At 47.4% G+C, this 18,511-nt stretch carries 15 protein-coding genes; 13 read left to right on the top strand and 2 right to left on the bottom strand.

Annotation, left to right across the window (positions count from 1 at the left end; translation table 11 throughout):
* Positions 1 to 18 precede the first annotated feature (18 nt).
* From fucP to GC130_RS17065, 12 genes are all read left to right on the top strand, one after another.
* On the top strand, positions 19 to 1,332 hold the full coding sequence (gene fucP, locus GC130_RS17120; protein ID WP_151999564.1) for an L-fucose:H+ symporter permease: 1,314 nt from the start codon (positions 19 to 21) through the stop codon (positions 1,330 to 1,332).
* 3 nt (positions 1,333 to 1,335) lie between these two features.
* A complete protein-coding gene (locus tag GC130_RS17115) occupies positions 1,336 to 1,701 on the top strand; it encodes an L-rhamnose mutarotase (RefSeq protein WP_201568272.1) in 366 nt (121 codons plus the stop codon).
* Positions 1,688 to 2,452, top strand: coding sequence for an SDR family NAD(P)-dependent oxidoreductase (locus tag GC130_RS17110; RefSeq protein ID WP_151999563.1), 765 nt, complete (start codon positions 1,688 to 1,690; stop codon positions 2,450 to 2,452). Before GC130_RS17115 ends, GC130_RS17110 begins: the two co-directional genes overlap by 14 nt.
* A gap of 4 nt (positions 2,453 to 2,456) precedes the next feature.
* Positions 2,457 to 3,311 (top strand): fumarylacetoacetate hydrolase family protein, encoded by an 855-nt coding sequence (locus tag GC130_RS17105; RefSeq protein ID WP_151999562.1) that lies wholly within the window; start codon positions 2,457 to 2,459, stop codon positions 3,309 to 3,311.
* 12 nt (positions 3,312 to 3,323) lie between these two features.
* On the top strand, positions 3,324 to 4,157 hold the full coding sequence (locus GC130_RS17100) for an amidohydrolase (protein WP_151999561.1): 834 nt from the start codon (positions 3,324 to 3,326) through the stop codon (positions 4,155 to 4,157).
* A 10-nt stretch (positions 4,158 to 4,167) separates the two neighbouring features.
* Positions 4,168 to 4,947 (top strand): SDR family oxidoreductase, encoded by a 780-nt coding sequence (locus GC130_RS17095; RefSeq protein WP_151999560.1) that lies wholly within the window; start codon positions 4,168 to 4,170, stop codon positions 4,945 to 4,947.
* Positions 4,948 to 5,047: 100 nt separating this feature from the next.
* Complete coding sequence (locus tag GC130_RS17090; protein ID WP_151999559.1) at positions 5,048 to 6,058, top strand: zinc-binding alcohol dehydrogenase family protein; 1,011 nt, start codon at positions 5,048 to 5,050, stop codon at positions 6,056 to 6,058.
* Between the two features lie 67 nt (positions 6,059 to 6,125).
* The gene (locus tag GC130_RS17085; RefSeq protein WP_151999558.1) at positions 6,126 to 7,607 is read left to right on the top strand and encodes a tagaturonate reductase; all 1,482 of its coding nucleotides are present in this window, start codon (positions 6,126 to 6,128) and stop codon (positions 7,605 to 7,607) included.
* Positions 7,608 to 7,616: 9 nt separating this feature from the next.
* Positions 7,617 to 9,269, top strand: coding sequence for a UxaA family hydrolase (locus GC130_RS17080; protein ID WP_151999557.1), 1,653 nt, complete (start codon positions 7,617 to 7,619; stop codon positions 9,267 to 9,269).
* 84 nt (positions 9,270 to 9,353) lie between these two features.
* Positions 9,354 to 10,394: a sugar kinase gene (locus GC130_RS17075; protein ID WP_151999556.1), complete on the top strand. Its 1,041-nt coding sequence runs from the start codon at positions 9,354 to 9,356 to the stop codon at positions 10,392 to 10,394.
* A 66-nt stretch (positions 10,395 to 10,460) separates the two neighbouring features.
* Entirely contained in the window at positions 10,461 to 11,117 is a 657-nt protein-coding gene (locus GC130_RS17070; RefSeq protein WP_151999555.1) for a bifunctional 4-hydroxy-2-oxoglutarate aldolase/2-dehydro-3-deoxy-phosphogluconate aldolase, read from the top strand.
* Between the two features lie 27 nt (positions 11,118 to 11,144).
* A complete protein-coding gene (locus tag GC130_RS17065) occupies positions 11,145 to 12,902 on the top strand; it encodes a glycoside hydrolase family 9 protein (RefSeq protein WP_151999554.1) in 1,758 nt (585 codons plus the stop codon).
* Between the two features lie 44 nt (positions 12,903 to 12,946).
* Here GC130_RS17065 and GC130_RS17060 read toward each other — a convergent pair whose 3' ends face one another.
* Together GC130_RS17060 and GC130_RS17055 are read right to left on the bottom strand one after the other, a co-directional pair.
* Positions 12,947 to 14,569, bottom strand: coding sequence for a sulfatase (locus tag GC130_RS17060; protein WP_151999553.1), 1,623 nt, complete (start codon positions 14,567 to 14,569; stop codon positions 12,947 to 12,949).
* Between the two features lie 85 nt (positions 14,570 to 14,654).
* Positions 14,655 to 17,102, bottom strand: coding sequence for an ABC transporter permease (locus tag GC130_RS17055; RefSeq protein WP_193217891.1), 2,448 nt, complete (start codon positions 17,100 to 17,102; stop codon positions 14,655 to 14,657).
* A gap of 251 nt (positions 17,103 to 17,353) precedes the next feature.
* On the opposite strand from GC130_RS17055, the gene ygiD reads away from it, so the two are divergent.
* Entirely contained in the window at positions 17,354 to 18,178 is an 825-nt protein-coding gene (gene ygiD, locus GC130_RS17050) for a 4,5-DOPA dioxygenase extradiol (protein WP_151999551.1), read from the top strand.
* The last annotated feature ends 333 nt before the right edge of the window (positions 18,179 to 18,511 follow it).

Genomic DNA, 18,511 nt, shown 5'->3' with positions numbered 1-18,511 from the left:
ATTACACCTACCTAATTTATGTCGAGCAAACAAAACTACACCCTGGGGTTTGTCTTAGTGACTTCCCTGTTCTTTTTGTGGGGCTTCCCCAACGACCTTACCAACCCAATGGTTGAGGTGTTTAAAAATGTGCTAAACATTTCCAATGTAAAAGCCTCCTATGTCCAACTCGCATTCTACGGAGGCTACGGCACTATGGCCATACCGGCAGCACTGTTCATTAGAAAGTACAGCTACAAATCGAGCATTATTCTCGGCCTCTTTCTTTTCATGCTGGGGTCGCTGCTCATGTATCCGTCGGCACTGCTTGTGAGCTACAACTTGTTTTTAGTATCATTCTACATCCTCACGTTTGGTCTGGCATTCCTTGAAACTACAGCCAACCCAATGATCCTGGAGCTTGGACCAGCTGAGACAGCCACACAGCGATTGAACCTGTCACAGGCTTTCAACCCCATAGGCGCACTTACGGGGCAGGTGATAGCACGGATTTATGTCGTCGACAGGCTTGACACAAAGATTGGCGCCGATGCCCCCACTGAATTGCTCTCTTTAGAACAGAAGCAGCAAATTATTGAGCACGACCTTTCCATTGTCAGCACCCCCTACATCATTCTGGGGTTTGTGGTGCTCGCTATTATGATTCTGTTTATGGTGGTGAAAATTGACGACCCCGCCAGGCATGTGGACAAACTCGATTTAAGAACAACCTTCAAAAAGCTGTTCTCAAACAAAGACTATTACGAAGGCGTTTTAGCACAATTTTTCTATGTCGCCTGCCAAATCATGGTATGGACATTTATTTATCAGTACGTGACTAATTTGAACGAGTCACGACCAGTGGGTGATCAGCTAAATGCAACGGTTTATGTGGTAGCTTCCACCATCTTGTTTCTGACTGCTCGCTGGATCTGCACATTTCTCTTTCGCTATATCAACTCGGCCAGACTGATGCTCATTTTTGCTATGCTTGGGTCTGTGCTTTGTATTGGCGCCATACTTATTAACGGCATGGTAGGCTTGTATTGCCTGGTAGGCGTTTCCTTTGCCATGTCGCTGATGTTTCCTACAATCTACGGCATAGCCCTTCGTGGCATGGGAGATGAAGCCAAGCTCGGCTCAGCCGGACTGATACTGGCCATAGTTGGCGGTGCTTTGATGCCTCCGCTTCAGGGCAGCATTATCGATTGGGGAGGAACAGGACTGAATGACCTGCAACTGTTCGGGCACATTCCGGAAGTCAACTTTTCCTTCATTTTACCATTATTCTGCCTCCTTTTAGTGGCCGTCTATTGCCTGAGAGTAATGAAAAGAAACAAAGCGCTTTCTTAAACAATGGAATTGCAAACCTTTTACCTAACGCTAGACCTAAAAAACGACCCTCAGCTTATTGCTGAATACGAAAAACATCATCAAAATGTATGGCCAGAAATTTTGGAGAGTATCAAAGAAAGCGGAATTGAGCAGATGGAAATATACCGCTCGGACAACCGGCTCTTTATGGTGATGAAAGTGACTGCTACTTTTAACTTTGACAGAAAGGCTGCAATGGACGCCAACAACCCAAAAGTACAAGAATGGGAAAGGTTGATGTGGAAATATCAGCAGGCGTTGCCCACAGCTAAACCAGGTGAAAAGTGGCTTTTTATGGATAAAATCTTTTCATTGACTGAACAATTGAATAAGAATGTACAATCTTAAAAATAGAACAGCCGTCATTACAGGAGGTGCTAGTGGTATTGGAAAAGCAACTGTCTTTGCCTTTGCAAGAGCCGGTGCTAACGTGCAAATCATTGACGTGAACCAAGCCAATGTCGACGCCACCCTCGCCGATCTAAAATCCAAAGGGCTTACTGCAACTGCTCACATCTGCGATATTAGTAAACAAACGGAAGTAAGGAAGCTTTTTACTACCATTGGCGACATCCATATCCTGGTGAATAATGCCGGCATTGCCCACATTGGCAGAGCCGACACAACCAGCGAAGATGACTTCCAACGGGTGATGGATGTGAATGTAAAAGGCGTCTACAATTGTATTCATGAGGCTATTCCGATCATGAAAAAGCTCGGTGGTGGTGTCATTCTCAATATGGCGAGCGTAGCAGCTCAAATGGGCATCGCTGATCGCTTCGCCTATTCCACCAGCAAAGGAGCAATCTATGCGATGACATTGTCGGTTGCCAAAGACTACCTGGCCGACAATATCCGATGCAATAGCGTTTCTCCCGGCAGAGTACATACACCTTTTGTGGATGGGTTTCTGGCCAAAAACTACCCAGGCAAAGAGCAGGAAATGTTCGACAAACTTTCAAAAACACAGCCGATAGGCAGAATGGGCACACCCGACGAAGTTGCTCACCTGGTCTTGTATTTGTGTTCCGATGAGGCTTCTTTTATCACCGGAACTGATTACCCAATTGACGGCGGATTTATAAAACTTAATACCTAGATACATGCAACTACTACGATTTGGCCCGGCGGGCAAAGAAAAACCAGGTGTAGCCATCGACGGCCAGCACTATGACGTATCACCCCTCGGTGAGGACTATGACGAAAAATTCTTCGGAACCGGTGGACTGGAAAGGCTAAAAGGCTTTGTTGACAGAAATAAGTCCTCTCTTGACAAAGTGCCGGCAGGTGCCCGGATCGGTAGCCCCATTGCCCGGCCTTCAAAAATTGTCTGCATAGGCCTCAACTATGCAGACCACGCCAAAGAATCAGGTGCCAAAATTCCCGAGGAGCCCATCCTTTTCATGAAGTCTACAACATCGCTTGTCGGACCAAATGACGACGTAATGATTCCGAAAAACTCGGTAAAAACTGATTGGGAGGTGGAACTGGCAGTCATCATAGGAGCGAAGGCAAGCTACGTGTCAGAAGCAGATGCCATGAAACACGTGGCTGGCTATTGTTTGCACAACGACGTGTCGGAACGTGAGTTCCAACTGGAGCGTGGCGGCACCTGGGACAAAGGCAAGGGCTGCGACACATTTGCCCCCCTCGGGCCCTATGTGGTCACTCCCGATGAAATAAAAGACATCAACAATGTGCGTCTTTGGCTTTCCGTCAACGGCAAAATGATGCAAGACGGCTCGACCTCGGAGCTGATCTTCAAAGTACCCTTCCTGATTTCCTACCTGAGTCAATTCATGACCTTGCTCCCTGGCGATGTAATCTCAACGGGAACACCCAAAGGTGTAGGGCTGGGCTTCAACCCCCCAGTATTCCTGAAACCGGGAGACGTGATGGAACTGGGCATCGACGGCATGGGCGTGTCGAAGCAGAAGGTAGTTGCATGGAGGGCCTGACTGCCTGCAACGATGCCAAAAATTGACGCTCATCAGCACTTTTGGAAGTACGATCCGGCCCGGTATGGCTGGATCGGCGACTCCATGAAGGTGATACAGCGGGATTTTATGCCCGATGACCTGAAGCCGGTGCTTCATGCGCACGGCATTGATGGCTGTGTCCTCGTACAAGTCGATCAAAACCAGCAGGAAAATGAATTTCAGCTGGCGAATGCACAAGCCAACGACTTTATAAAGGGCGTAGTCGGCTGGGTGGATTTACAAGCCGAAAACATAGAGCAGCAGCTCGCCTCGCTTAGCAAACATAAAAAATTGAAAGGCTTTCGTCACATCCTCCAGGGAGAGGCCGACGACGCTTTTATGTTGCGGCCGGCCTTTCGAAATGGGATCGGGAAGCTCAGTAAGTTTGGCTTTACGTACGACATCCTCATTTTCCCAAAGCACCTGAAAAACGCCTGTGAGTTAGTCAAAGAGTTTCCTGATCAGTCCTTTGTGTTGGATCATCTTGCCAAGCCGTACATCAAGGCGGGCAAGATTGAGGAATGGAAAAAGGACATTGGTGCACTGGCTCAGTTCGACAACGTTATGTGCAAGGTATCTGGCATGGTCACGGAAGCTGATTGGAAAAACTGGCAGAAGGCTGACTTTCGCCCTTATCTTGACGCCGCAGTTGAGGGCTTTGGCATGGATCGCCTCATGTTCGGCTCCGACTGGCCTGTTTGTCTTTGTGCTGCCGACTACACGCAGGTGGTTGACATCGTCGACGATTATTTTTCCAGCTTTTCAAAGAGTGAACAAGCAGCTTTTTGGGGAGGGAATGCTGCGAGATTTTATGATTTGGAGTGAGTAAAGCATTATGAATCTACACCTAAAAGACAAAGTAATTATCGTCACCGGCGGCGGAAGAGGCATAGGTGAAGCCATTTCCAAAACCCTGGCGGAAGAAGGTGCCATTCCTGTCATTATAAGTCTTGATGAGCAAGACAACCTGAAGGTGGTGGCGGACATAGAGAAGTCAGGAGGGAAAGCCTACCAGCGCTCGACGCAATTGACCAGCCCGGAAGAATGCGAGAAAGCCGTGCAATTTGCTTTTGAAAAAGCTGGACGGATTGACGGCGTAGTGAATAATGCTGGCGTTAACGACAGTGTGAACCTGGAGCACGGCTCTTACGAGAAGTTTATGGAAAGCCTCCATAAAAATGTGGTGCACTACTACATGATTGCACATTATGCACTACCCTACCTCAAGGCCGACAAAGGTGCCATCGTGAATATTGTGTCAAAAACCGCCGAAACCGGCCAGGGCGGAACCTCTGCCTACGCAGCGGCCAATGGTGGGCGTAATGCCCTCACCAGAGAATGGGCCGTGGAGTTGCTGAAATACGGCATAAGGGTAAACGGCGTGGTGGTATCCGAGTGCTGGACGCCCATGTACGAATGGTTTGCGGCCCAGCAGCCCAACCCAAAAGAGTACCTGAAAAAAGTAACAGACCGGATTCCGCTGGAAAACCGAATGACAACACCGGAAGAAATCGCCAACACAGTTGCGTTTTTGCTTTCTGACAGATCGAGCCACACCACCGGACAACTCATTCATGTAGATGGCGGCTATGTTCACCTGGACAGAGCAATTTAATTCGTAAGGATCTGCAATCAGGTAAGGGACAACGCCATCTATCTCGTCATCTACTCGACAACCCTATGGACTCTTCTAAACTGAAATAGACGATCACTAAATGAAATCCCTTATTTGCACTACACCCGGCCAATTCGATTATCAGGATATTCCAGAACCGTCCTTTTCCAAGGGCAACACCATCCTGAAAATCAAAAGGATAGGCATCTGCGGCACCGACCTTCACGCTTACGAAGGCACACAGCCCTACTTCAATTACCCTAGAATCCTGGGGCACGAACTAGCAGCTGAGATAGCCGAAACAGATGCTCCCGGCTTCTCAAAGGGCGAGCAAGTTACCTTCATCCCCTACTTCAACTGCGGCACATGCATCGCCTGCACTTCTGGCAGACCCAACTGCTGCGAAACCCTCAAAGTAAGCGGTGTGCACATAGACGGTGGTATGGTGGAGTACCTTTCGGTTCCATCTTATTCTTTGGTTCATGGCAACGATCATACCTTAGAAGAGCTATCCCTGGTGGAACCACTGGCCATTGGCGCTCACGCTGTCAGACGAGCACAAATTCAAAAAGGTGAATTTGCACTCGTGATTGGTGCTGGCCCAATCGGTCTGGGCATCATGGAGTTCGCACGAATCGCTGGTGCCAAGGTCATTGCCATGGATATCAACGACCAGCGGCTGGCGTTTTGCAAGGAAAAAAGCATAGTGGCACTTACGGTTAATCCTTCAGAAGGAAACCCTGTCGAAACCATAGAGGACATCACCGCAGGCAGCATGCCAACAGTCATTTTCGATGCCACCGGTAGCCTGTTTGCCATCAACAAGGCTTTTAGCTACATGGCACACAGTGCTCGTTACATTCTGGTTGGCCTGCAAAAAGGAGACATCAGCTTCAGCCACCCCGAGTTTCACAAACGGGAAGGCACCCTGATGAGCAGCCGCAATGCCACCCGTGAAGACTTTGAACATGTGCTGGCCTGCATGAAAAGCAAACTCATCGACCCGGGTACCTATATCACACACCGGGTCGCCTTTGATAAAGTAAAGAAAACTTTCGACTCCTGGCTCGACCCAAAAACAGGCGTCATCAAAGCGGTGGTAGAGATATAAAACCCGTTTTTCAGCTTTCTCTAAAATTATGTAACTAGGGGCCGTTTCGACCTCCCAACCGATTTCAATGAAACTTACCAAACAAACCCTTCAAGAAATTGAATTCCCGAAAGGAACCGCTGTGCCTCCCTCCAACGTCTTTAACCTCCCGGAAAAAGTGCTGCAGTTCGGCACGGGCATTCTGCTCCGTGGGCTGATCGACTATTTCATAGACAAGGCAAATAGGCAAGGAGAGTTTAATGGCAGAGTTGTCGTGATTAAGTCTACTGATAAAGGTGGCGCCGACGAGTTTCAGGAACAGGATGGCCTTTTCACCCATGTTGTCAGGGGTATTGATGAAGGAAAAACCATTGACCAAACGATCATCAACAGCAGCATCAGCCGGGTGCTTTCCGCCAAAAGCGAGTGGGAACATATCATGAAGTGTGCGATCAATCCCGACATAGAGGTCATTGTTTCCAACACCACCGAAGTGGGAATTGCTTTACTTGACGGGGATAAAATCACGGCCAAGCCTCCAACATCATTTCCCGGTAAGCTGCTGGCCATATTACAGGCTCGCTACACTGCCGGCCTACCAGGATTTGTCATCGTGCCTACAGAACTGATTGTCGACAACGGACAAAAGCTGAAAGACATCGTGCTTACTTTGGCAAAACAAAACCAGCTGAACACAGCTTTCATCAAGTGGATTTCAGAAGCCAACCACTTCTGCAGCTCTCTGGTAGATAGAATTGTCCCTGGAAAGCTTCCCGATACTGACCGCAATTTCGACTACGCTGATGACCTGGCCATTCTTTCTGAACCCTATAGTTTGTGGGCCATCGAAGCGTCTGATCCAAAAGTAAACGAGGTGCTTTCTTTTGCCAAAGCAGACAAAGGCGTTGTGATCGCACCCGATATTACAAAGTACCGGGAACTGAAGCTGCGACTACTCAACGGAACGCACACCCTTTCAAGTGGCATAGGAGTGCTCGCTGGCATCGAAACGGTGAAAGAAGGCATGAAAGACAATGCACTGTCTGGCTTCATTGAAACCCTCATGATGCAGGAATTGGCCCCGGCCATTAGCGGCCCATCGCTTTCGGTAGACGAGGCCAGAGACTACGGACAAACTGTTCTTGACCGCTTCCGCAATCCATTTATCCAACACAAATGGCTGAGCATCACCTTGCAGTATTCTTCCAAAATGAAGATGCGAGACCTACCGATTCTGTTAAAGCACTACGAGCAAAAGAGCGACGTGCCCTCACTTTTCGCCCTCGGCTTTGCGGCTTTCATTCGTTTTATGAAGTCAGAAGCGAAAGGGTCTGAACACTATGGAAACGCCAATGGAAAAGAATATATGATCCAGGATGACAAAGCTGGCTACCTGAGCGACCTTTGGAAAAAGTACGGCGATGAGAAAATAGCCAATGCCGTACTCAGGGACGAAAGCCTTTGGGGCGCCGATCTAACCAGGCTACCCGGCTTCGAAAAAGACGTAACCGAAAAACTCTCCCTTATTTCTTCCGGCGGAATGAGGGCTGCACTGCAAACTGTTTTGTAAATTTCTGCCATGAACGCTAAAGTCCTTAAAGTACACCCATCCGACAACGTTATCGTTGCCCTCACCGACCTTGCCCAGGGCGACACAGTGAGCCTGGATGGGGCCAGCTACACCCTCAAAGAGCCGATTGCCGCCAAGCATAAGTTCACCATGAATGACATGGCTCAGGGCGATAAAATCAAAATGTACGGCCTGGTGGTAGGCACTGCTAAAAATCCCATTGCAAAGGGCATGAGAATCTCCGTTGAGAACACCACGCATGCAGTGGGCGACCTTCATGCCAGAGAGAAAAAGACCAACTGGACAGCTCCGGATGTCAGCAAGTGGAAAAGCAAAACGTTCATGGGCTATCACCGGTCGGATGGATCTGTTGGTACTGCCAACTACTGGGTAGTGGTGCCGATGGTTTTTTGTGAAAACAAAAACGTTGACTCGTTGAAAGAGGCACTTCTGGAAGAACTGGGGTTCTCCAGCCCCAAGAAATACAAGCAGTTTACAAAACGGCTAATCTCCATGTACCAGTCGGGGCAAAGTGTTTCTGATATACAGGAAGTGGCTTTTGACGAAACCACCATTGGTGTTAGCAACAACCCACTTTTCCCCAATGTAGACGGCATCCGCTTCCTCACCCACTCCATGGGCTGTGGCGGCACCCGGCAGGATGCGCAGGCACTTTGTGGTTTGTTGGCTGGCTACATCACCAACCCCAATGTTGCTGGTGCAACGGTGCTAAGCCTTGGTTGTCAAAATGCACAAGCGAGCATTTTGAAAGAAGAAATTGACAAGCGCTCCCCTAAGTTCAACAAGCCTTTTCAGGTGTTTGAACAGCAGAAAATGGGCCGTGAAGCAGACCTTATCGGTGAGGCTGTGAAACAGATCTTTACAGGACTGATCATCGCCAACCAGTCGCATAGAGAGCCCGCACCGTTAAGCAAACTTTGCGTAGGGCTGGAATGTGGCGGTTCTGACGGATTCTCGGGCATCTCGGCCAATCCGTCTATCGGCTATACTTCCGATCTCATATCAGCCCTGGGTGGCTCCGTCATCCTTTCGGAGTTTCCTGAGCTTTGCGGAGTAGAACAAGAACTTTGCGACCGCTGTGTCGATGAAGCCACAGCCAATCGGTTCGTCGACCTGATGACTCGCTACAACCAACGAGCCCACGAGGCAGGGTCCGGCTTCGACATGAACCCTTCGCCTGGTAATATTAAAGACGGCTTGATCACAGACGCCATCAAATCGGCGGGAGCAGCTAAAAAAGGTGGCACTTCGCCGGTGATGGATGTGCTCGACTACCCTGAAAAGGTTCGCAAGCAAGGCCTTACACTACTTTGCACGCCTGGCAACGATGTGGAGTCAACAACGGGCATGGTTGGCTCCGGCGCAACAATCTGCCTCTTCACAACCGGCCTGGGTACGCCCACAGGCAATCCGATAGCGCCTGTTATCAAGCTATCGAGTAATACCAAGCTGTATGAAAAAATGCCTGACATCATCGATATCAATACAGGCCCCATTATCGAAGGCAGGGAAACCATCGAACAGACTGGGGAGCGTATCCTGGAATACCTGATCAGCGTGGCAAGTGGCGAAGAAAAATGTGCAGCTGATCGAAATGGGCAGGAAGATTTTATTCCCTGGAAGAGGGGTGTTTCCCTTTAATTTCGTCTAATAACCAAATGGCCATATCGGGCATTAGAATAAAGAAAATGTTTTAACTTTCATCCGAATTAATTCACTCCTACAATGAAAAAAGTAGTAACATTTGGCGAGATCATGTTGAGGTTGTCACCTCCGGGTTTTCTTAGATTTTCACAAGCCAACTCCTTCGACGTGGTTTATGGAGGCGGCGAATCAAACGTGGCCGTTTCACTGGCTAACTATGGTGTACCTGTTGATTTTGTCACCAGGCTCCCCAAAAACGATCTTGGTGAATGTGCGTTGATGGAGATGCGCAAACGAGGTGTGAACACGCAAAACATTATTTTCGGCGGAGATCGTCTGGGGATTTACTTCCTGGAAACTGGCGCAGTAACTCGTGGCAGCAAAGTAGTATACGACAGAGCCCACTCCTCAATGGCCGAAATGAAGCCAGGCATGATCGATTGGAAGAAAGTGTTTGAAGGAGCTGGGTGGTTCCATTGGACAGGCATTACTCCCGCCATCTCTCAGGGGTCGGCAGATGCTTGCCTGGAAGCCGTGAAAGTTGCCAGCGATATGGGCATCACAATTTCTACTGACCTCAACTATAGAGCTAAACTTTGGAAATATGGTGTGCCTTCCGAACCCATCATGACTGAGCTTACTTCCTATTGCGATATTATCCTCGGTAATGAAGAGGACGCCGAAATGCACTTTGGCATCAAGCCAGAAGGACTGAATGTGACCACGCAAGGACATGAAGTAACAGCGCAAGCCTTTCTTTCGGTGTGTAAGCAAATGATGGTGAAGTTCCCAAAGGCTAAGAAAGTAATTACTACGTTGAGAGGTTCTATCTCTGCATCACACAATTCTTGGGCTGGGGTATTGTACGACGGCAAAAAGATGTTCGAATCGAAGCAATATCAGATCACTCACATTGTTGATCGTGTCGGCGGTGGCGATTCCTTCATGGGCGGTTTGATTTACGGGTTGCTGCAGTATCCTGACAATGATCAGCATGCACTTGATTTCGCAGTTGCCGCTTCGTGTCTGAAGCATACCATCGTTGGTGATGCCAACCTGGCAACCAAAAGCGAGGTGGAAAAACTCATGGGAGGCGACGCTTCCGGAAGAGTAGCCCGTTAGTGAATGTGCCGTTTCGGCGGCACAATTTTATTTCTTTGTTTTACGAGTCAACATCAAAAAAGAGACATGTCCAATAGACCAGACGCCATAGCTGCTATTAAGGCCCAAAGAATGCTTCCATTGTTTTATCATTCCGACAAAGAAGTGAGCATCAGAGCCATTGAAGCCCTTTATAAAGCCGGAATTCGTACGATAGAATTCACCAATAGGGGAGCGGAGGCTTTCGGTGTTTTCGAATACCTGAAAAAGCAATCGTCTAAGGATTTTCCCGGGCTACTCCTCGGCATAGGAACCATCAAAGATGTGGGAGCGGCTCGTAGTTTTATCGGCATTGGTGCCGACTACATCATCTGCCCGGCTATGAACCCCGATGTGGCAGAAGTGACACACAAGGCTGGTTTGCAATGGATCCCAGGCTGTATGACACCCACTGAAATTGCCGGTGCCGAGCTAAATGGCGCTAAGTTGGTAAAACTGTTTCCAGGCAACCTCCTGGGTCCTGAGTTTGTATCTGCGGTCAAAGCAGTTTTCTCCGATCTTCTTTTTATGCCAACAGGGGGTGTAGAGGCCGAAGAAAGCAACCTGAAAGGCTGGTTCAAGTCAGGCGTTTGCGCCGTAGGCATGGGCAGCAAGCTGGTGAGCAAAGACCTGCTCGATGCAAAAGACTACGCCGGACTGGAAAAGAAAACGAAGGAAGCTATTGAGCTGATTAAGAAGATCTAAAGTTTCGTCCCTGAAAACAGGAACTACATGAAATACGTCGGAAGTGTCCTTAGCCTTATTTTGTTATTGGCCATTTCTTTCGCCTGTCAGCAACAAAATACGTCAGAGCCCGCCAAGGGCTCTGGTGTTTTCCTTAACCAAATTGGGTTTTACGTTGGCGCTCCTAAAATCGCCATCATTAGAGGTGCAACGGCGGAGAAATTCACTGTGGTTGACCTGAACTCAAACAAGGCAGTTTTTGAAGGACAGCTAGGTGAGTCTAACCAATCCTCATTTGGCAATTACACCACTCGTGCCGCCGATTTCACCATACTCGACAGGCCGGGTAGCTATGTCATTCAGGCGGCCGGCCTGGCCGACTCCTATCCTTTTGAAATAGAGCCGAACGTGCTGAATGAAGTTAGCAAGGCTTCCATAAAAGGCTTTTACTATCAGCGCATGTCAGTTGGCCTGCCGGAAATTTATGCTGGTAAATGGGCCAGGGCGGCTGGCCATCCCGACACTGCCGTTTTTGTACACCCCTCTGCGGCAACATCCGAAAGGCCCGCCGGTTTCAAACTGTCGGCCCCCAAAGGGTGGTACGATGCCGGCGACTATAATAAGTACATTGTCAATAGCGGCATTACAATGGGTACTTTACTGTCCGCTTATGAAGACTTCCCTGCCTATTACAGCGAGCTTGATCTGAATATTCCTGAAAGCAACAATGATATTCCGGATCTTATTGATGAAACACTCCGGAATCTTCGCTGGATGCTGCGGATGCAAGACACCGACGGTGGAGTTTACCACAAACTGACCACAGCCAAATTTGAGGGTATGGTGATGCCTGAAAACGCTTCCAACAAAAGATGGGTTGTGCAAAAAAGCACCACGGCCACGCTGGATTTCGCTGCCGTAATGGCTCAGGGAGGCAGAGTTTTTGCAAACTTCGAATCTCAGCTGCCAGGGCTTGCCGACAGCTGTCTGACCGCCTCCAAAAAGGCGTGGAAGTGGGCACAGCAAAATCCGGAAGTGCTTTACAATCAAAATGAAATCAACATGGCCTATGACCCCGATATAACAACCGGAGCTTACGGCGACAAATCAGTAAGTGACGAGTTCATTTGGGCGGCTTGTGAGCTTTATATTTCGACAGGTGACGAGGCCTACTATTCCGCCATCAACCTATTTCCTGATGATAATCTGTCTTTACCTTCTTGGGGAAATGTGAGACTAATGGGATACTATTCGCTCGCCCGCTTTATCAATAAACTTCCGCACACCAGCTTTTCGGAAATAACTCCTTTAAGGGCTCAGTTGATAAATTTTGCAGATGGGTTATTAAATGGGTCAGCTGCCTGGCAAACGGTAATGGGTGGTTCGGAAAAAGATTTTGTTTGGGGTAGCAGTGCCGTAGCTGCGAACCAGGGTGTGGCTTTGCTTCAAACCTACCGATTGACCAACGACAAAAAGTACCTGGAAGGAGCCCTTAGTAACATGGACTATCTGCTTGGCAGAAACGCAACCGGGTATTCCTTTGTAACGGGCCATGGCGACAAGACCCCAATGCATCCTCACCACCGACCGTCAGTCGCCGATGGGATAGACGAGCCTGTTCCCGGCCTGCTTTCCGGCGGTCCCAACCCCGGACAACAGGATGGCTGTGAAGGCTACTCTTCAAATATTCCAGACGAGTCGTTTGTCGATGCTGATTGTTCTTATGCATCCAACGAAATCGCCATCAACTGGAACGCTCCTTTGGTTTACCTCCTGGGGGCCATGGAAGTTCTTTACAATAACTAATCAACCGTACCACCCACTCAGTTTTGCTCCCGCTTCAGGCAGAGTTATAATCGATCTCCGCCTATAAACTCCTCACCCCGTGTTAAGTCAATGATCTCGGGCTGTTCGTTCAGCTCAATCTGCTTTTCCATCAGTCTGGCTTTCAACTCTTCAACTACGTCCCCATATTTTGGATCATCAATGAGGTTGTTCATCTCCTGAGGATCTTGCTGTAAATCATACAGCTCCCAGGTGTCTACATCATGGTAAAAATGAATAAGCTTGTACCTGTAGTTTCTGATGCCATAGTGTCTTTTTACTTTGTGCCAGCCATGAGGATACTCATAATAATGATAGTATACCGACTCCCGCCATTCGGGTCTTTCACCCCTTGTCTCAAACAAAGGTCGCATTGACAGGCCCTGCATTTCTTTTGGTATCTCTACACCAGCGTAGTCAAGAAAAGTCGGTGCAAAATCAATATTCATCACCAACTCCTCAATAGACATTCCCGACCTGATCCCCTTCGGATATTTGATAAGCATAGGCGTTCTGAACGATTCCTCGTACATAAACCGCTTGTCGTACATACCATGCTCCCCCAAATAAAACCCTTGATCCGACGTGTACACAACAATGGTGTTCTCCGCCAGTCCTTCCGCCTCAAGGTAGTCCAGCACTCTCCCAACATTTTCGTCCACAGACACAATGCACTTCAGGTAGTCTTTGATGTACCTCTGGTATTTCCAGTTCCATAGCTCTTTTCCGGAAAGATTAGCCGACTTGAAAGCCAACCCAACAGAGTCGTAGTAAGCATCCCAGGGCATTCTCTGCTCTTCAGTCATTCGATTCAACATCGCTGCATAGGAGGATTCCGGGTCAGAAGGGCCAACAGCACCACCCGTACCGGTTTCTTCTTCATAATAGTCTGGCGTCAATTTAAGGTCGTTGGAGAGCCACATATTGGTGATTTGCTGATCTTGCTCAGCCAGGGCTTGCCTGCCTTTGTAGTCATCATACAGCGTCGCAGGAATAGGCAAATCTTCCTCAAAAAGCCTCAAATGTTTGATGTTTGGCTGCCAGTTTCTATGAGGGGCCTTGTGTTGAAGCAACATGACAAAAGGCTTTGACTTATCTCTGCTTTGCAGAACCGAGAGCCCCTCATCAGTAATCACATCTGTGGTATAGCCATTCACGACAGTGGTGTCAGTTTGTGAAACCAGTCTCGGGTTATAATACTCCCCCTGGTCGATAAGTATCTTCCAAAAATCAAATCCCTGTGGCTTCGACTTCAAATGCCATTTCCCTATCAGATAGGTTTGGTAGCCAGCTGTTTTAAGCAGCTTCGGAAATATCATCTGACTGCCATCAAACTCATCCCGGTTGTCTCTCAAGCCATTCAGGTGGCTGTATTTCCCTGTAAGTATGGCCGCACGACTGGGAGCGCAAATGGAATTTGTAACAAAGGCGTTTCGCATCAGCGCACCTTCTTGAGCGATTCGGTCAATATTCGGAGTTGTTATTAATTCTTGATTGTAGGCACTAATAGCTTTCATAGCATGATCATCGGACATGATGAAAAGAATATTGGGCTTTGGCACTTCCTCCTTGCTTTCCTTCGTACTGCTTTCATTTTGAGAGCAACCAAAGGCTAATACAGACAAGAGAGGCAGTAGAAATCGTTTCATAATTTTTGAGCTTCCTTTAATGGAAGCTCAAAATACGAATGATCTTAAAAAGATGCTGCATCAGCAGAAAAAGGCAACTGCTTTCTCATTCATTCCTCAGCGATCTTACAGGGTTGGCCGTGGCTACCTTCATCGTTTGGAAACTAACTGTAAGTACAGAAATCACCAATACGGCTAAACCAGCCAGTGCAAATACATCTATGCCGATTTCCGTTTGATAAGGAAAGTCGTTGATCCAGTTCTGCATGAGAAAATAAACAATCGGAGCAGATGCAACAATGGCAATTCCTATGATGATGAGATAGTCTTTTAGTAATAAAAAGAAGATACCCACCACTTTCGAACCCAGCACTTTTCTGATAGCAATTTCTTTAGTGCGCTGCTGGGCAGTGAAAGTGGCCAGGCCAAGCAGGCCAAGGCAGCCTATCAGCACAGCCAAAACAGCAAAAGTGGTAAAAAGCTTGCCAAACTTTCGCTCATTTTCATACTGTGCATTGAAGTAGTCATCAAGAAAAAAATAGTCAAAGGGATTGCCTGGAAATGCCTTTTTCCATGCCTCTTGCACCTCCTTGATTGCACCCTGCAAGTCATTCGTTACCAGCCGCACAGAATAAAACTCCCCGCTATATAATGTGCAGTAGAAAATACTTGGCTCCAGAGCGTTCTTGAATGACTTTTGATGATAGTCGTTCACCACACCTACTATCTTGGGTGCCCAACGAAACCCTGGTATGTCAACAAACTTCCCTACGGCATCGGCCGGAGAGCTGAAGCCAAGCAGTGACACTGCTGACTCAGTAATAATAACCGAAGTGTCTTGATCTGCCGTGAATTCCCTTGAAAAGTACCTGCCTGCTATCAGAGAGGGTTCAAAGACATCCTGATAATCATAATCCATACTATTGAAACGCAGTGGCACAACGTTGTCGTCCGACGTTCCATATTTTTTCACTCCCACTATGTAATCTCTCTGCTTCCCCGGAACCGTCGCAGTCGTGCTTACAGCATTCAACGCCGGGCTTTGCTTTATCTCATTCCTAAACACGTCTATGGATGAATTGAATGCTTGCCTGTCTCTTGGAGCTATCCCCGGCCTCTCAACAACAAGTACCTGATCAATATTGACTCCAATATCCTGACTCGTCATGTACTTGAGCTGATTAAACACGATTAGAGTACCAGCAATGAGTGAAACAGAGGCAACAAATTGGAGTAAAACAAGTCCTTTCCTAAGCATGACTCCACGCTGGCTGGTTGCCATCTTTCCTCTTAAAACTTCAACCGGAGCAAACGACGACAAAACAAAGGCAGGGTAAAAGCCGGAAAGAATAGTGCCAACGAGCCAGATAACTGCCATCATCAAAACAAACCAGCCCACCACAAAATAAGAGGCTGTAAGTGACAAGCCGGACACATTGTTATAAATACCCAGGCAAGCCAGCGAAATGATTAACGCCAGAACGATTGCAATCAGATTCACCATGGCCGACTCAACCATAAACTGAGCAATAAGCTGATTTTTATAGGCCCCCATTACCTTTCTGATGCCTACTTCTCTGGCTCTTTCCATCGCCCGTGCCGTTGCCAGATTGACGTAATTAATCCATGCAATTATGATGACGAAAACGCCAATTAAGCCGAGAAATAAAACAATATCCGCATCGCCGTTCGTCTCGGGCTCGTCCGCTAAATTGCTATGGAGGTGAATATCTTGCAGTACCTGGAGACTTAGTTTATCTTCTACTGCTATAGTCTGATCCTTCGGCTTATACTTATCAATAACAGCAGGAAATTTTGCCTCAAATGCATCCAGGTCGGTTCCAGGCCTTAGCTTTACAAAAGTGTACATATCCTTCCTACCCCAACTGGTATTATATCGCCCGGGAGCATATTCTCCTCTTGCATATAATGTTTTATAGGAAAAAAGCACATCAAACTTTAGATGGGTATTTGGAGGAAGGTCTCTGAAAACGCCAGTCACCTCACAAAGCTCATTGTTGAAATCATCATCCTGCATCCGGATCAACTTCCCGATAGGGTTATCGTTCCCAAAATACTTTTTCGCCTGTGTTTCAGAAATCACGGCCTTAAAGGGCTCAGCCAATGCCGTGGCAGCGTCGCCTGACACCATCTCATATCCCATCAGCGACAGAAATGAGGAGTCAGCATAAAGAAACCTACGTTGCTTGAAAGCCACCGGCTCGCCTGTCTCTGGCGTATAGGTGATAATGACATTGTTCTTATAGCCCAAATTGTAGAGACGGGCGTAATTTGTCACTTCAGAAAATTCATGAAGAAACGCAGGCCCGGCACCAGGGTAGTTCTCGGCACTAGAAATTATCTGTTCACCGTTCCTGAACACGTCAAGCTTGACCCTGTAAATATTATCGGCTTCTGGAATAAAATTTTCGTAGCTCCGTTGAAAGTGGACGTACTGAGCTATTAACATGAAAACCGCCACACCAATTGAAAGGCCAATGATGTTGAGTGCTGAAAAGAAACGGTTTTTCAGCAGGCTTCTAAACGAAGCCATAATGAGATTTTTAACCATGATTGATTAGTCCTAATAAACAAAAAATAAAAAGCCTGTTGATGAATCAACAGAAGAGTTTTTGCCCAATGCATTGTTAATTTAGTAAAGACTTCATTTCAGGCCAATGGTTACTAGAAATATTAATCTGCTACAGGTCAGTGATTTATGTTGAAGATGCCTGGAACCAATCAAGGTAATTTCATGTATATACATCAAAAGCCGTTTAAAGACCACCAATCAATTCCGTTGCCATGAAAAGCTTGAATGACCTAAGGAAGTTTAGCGGAGCACTGAAGGCTTCAGAAAAGATGCCAGTAGTTTTCGTTGGGCATGGCAGCCCAATGAATGCCATTGAAGAAAATGCGTACACAAAAGGGTGGCACTCGCTTGGTTATGAGCTACCGAAGCCAGCTGCTATCCTTTGTATTTCAGCACACTGGGAAACAAAGGGTACTTTTGTAACGGCAATGGAACAACCAAAAACAATTCACGACTTTGGAGGATTTCCGAGGGAATTATTTGCCGTTCAATACGCAGCACCTGGCAGCCCCGAACTCGCAGAGGAAACAAAAAAACTTGTTGAAAAAACCGACATTTTATTTGACCATGATCACTGGGGATTAGATCACGGCTGCTGGAGCGTGGTCAAAAATATGTACCCGGATGCTGATATCCCCATTATCCAGATGAGCATAGACCACTTCAAGTCACCGCAGTGGCACTACGACTTGGCCAAAGAACTGTCGACCCTGAGAAAAAAGGGCGTCCTTATTTTGGGTAGTGGTAACATGGTACATAACCTGCGCCTTGTCAACTGGAATGACATGTTTGCCAAATATGACTGGACGGAGTCAATCAATGCTCAATTCAAGAGCCTCATATCTGATAGAAACCATGCCCCGTTAATCAACTATCAATCTCTGGGGAAAGAAGCCCAACTAGCTATTCCCACACCAGAGCACTATTTACCAATGCTCTACATATTAGGCTTACAGGAGCAAAAAGATGAGATTTCATTTTTCAATGATGATTCGTGGGGTCCTATCAGCATGACTTCATTTAAGATCTCTGGCTAATGCCTTATATAATCAAATAGAGGAAAAAAAGAAGCACCAGGAATATCGCCGTCCATTTAACCACCGGTGAGTACTGGTCAAACTTGTGTCCGCAGATAGGACATACTTTACTGCTCCTATCAACATCCATGGCACACGATGAACATTCTTTCTTTTTCCTGAGTTCCGCACTGGGACACCCAAATTAGGGAAAGTCGAAAAGCTGCGCTAATTGTTTTTGTTCGTCCTTTATAAGGATTGTTTTCTTGACAGGACTTTTGGAAGAAGGTGTAATGACTTGGATTTCAAAAACTGATTTGGCAACCTCAATGGCCTTTTCAGGACTTAGTGAAG

Origin of the sequence: Imperialibacter sp. EC-SDR9, from assembly GCF_902498805.1 — a bacterium.
Classification (GTDB): Bacteria; Bacteroidota; Bacteroidia; order Cytophagales; family Cyclobacteriaceae; genus Imperialibacter.
The sequence above is the reverse complement of the archived record's forward strand: the minus strand, read 5'-3'. Positions and strand labels throughout refer to the sequence as shown.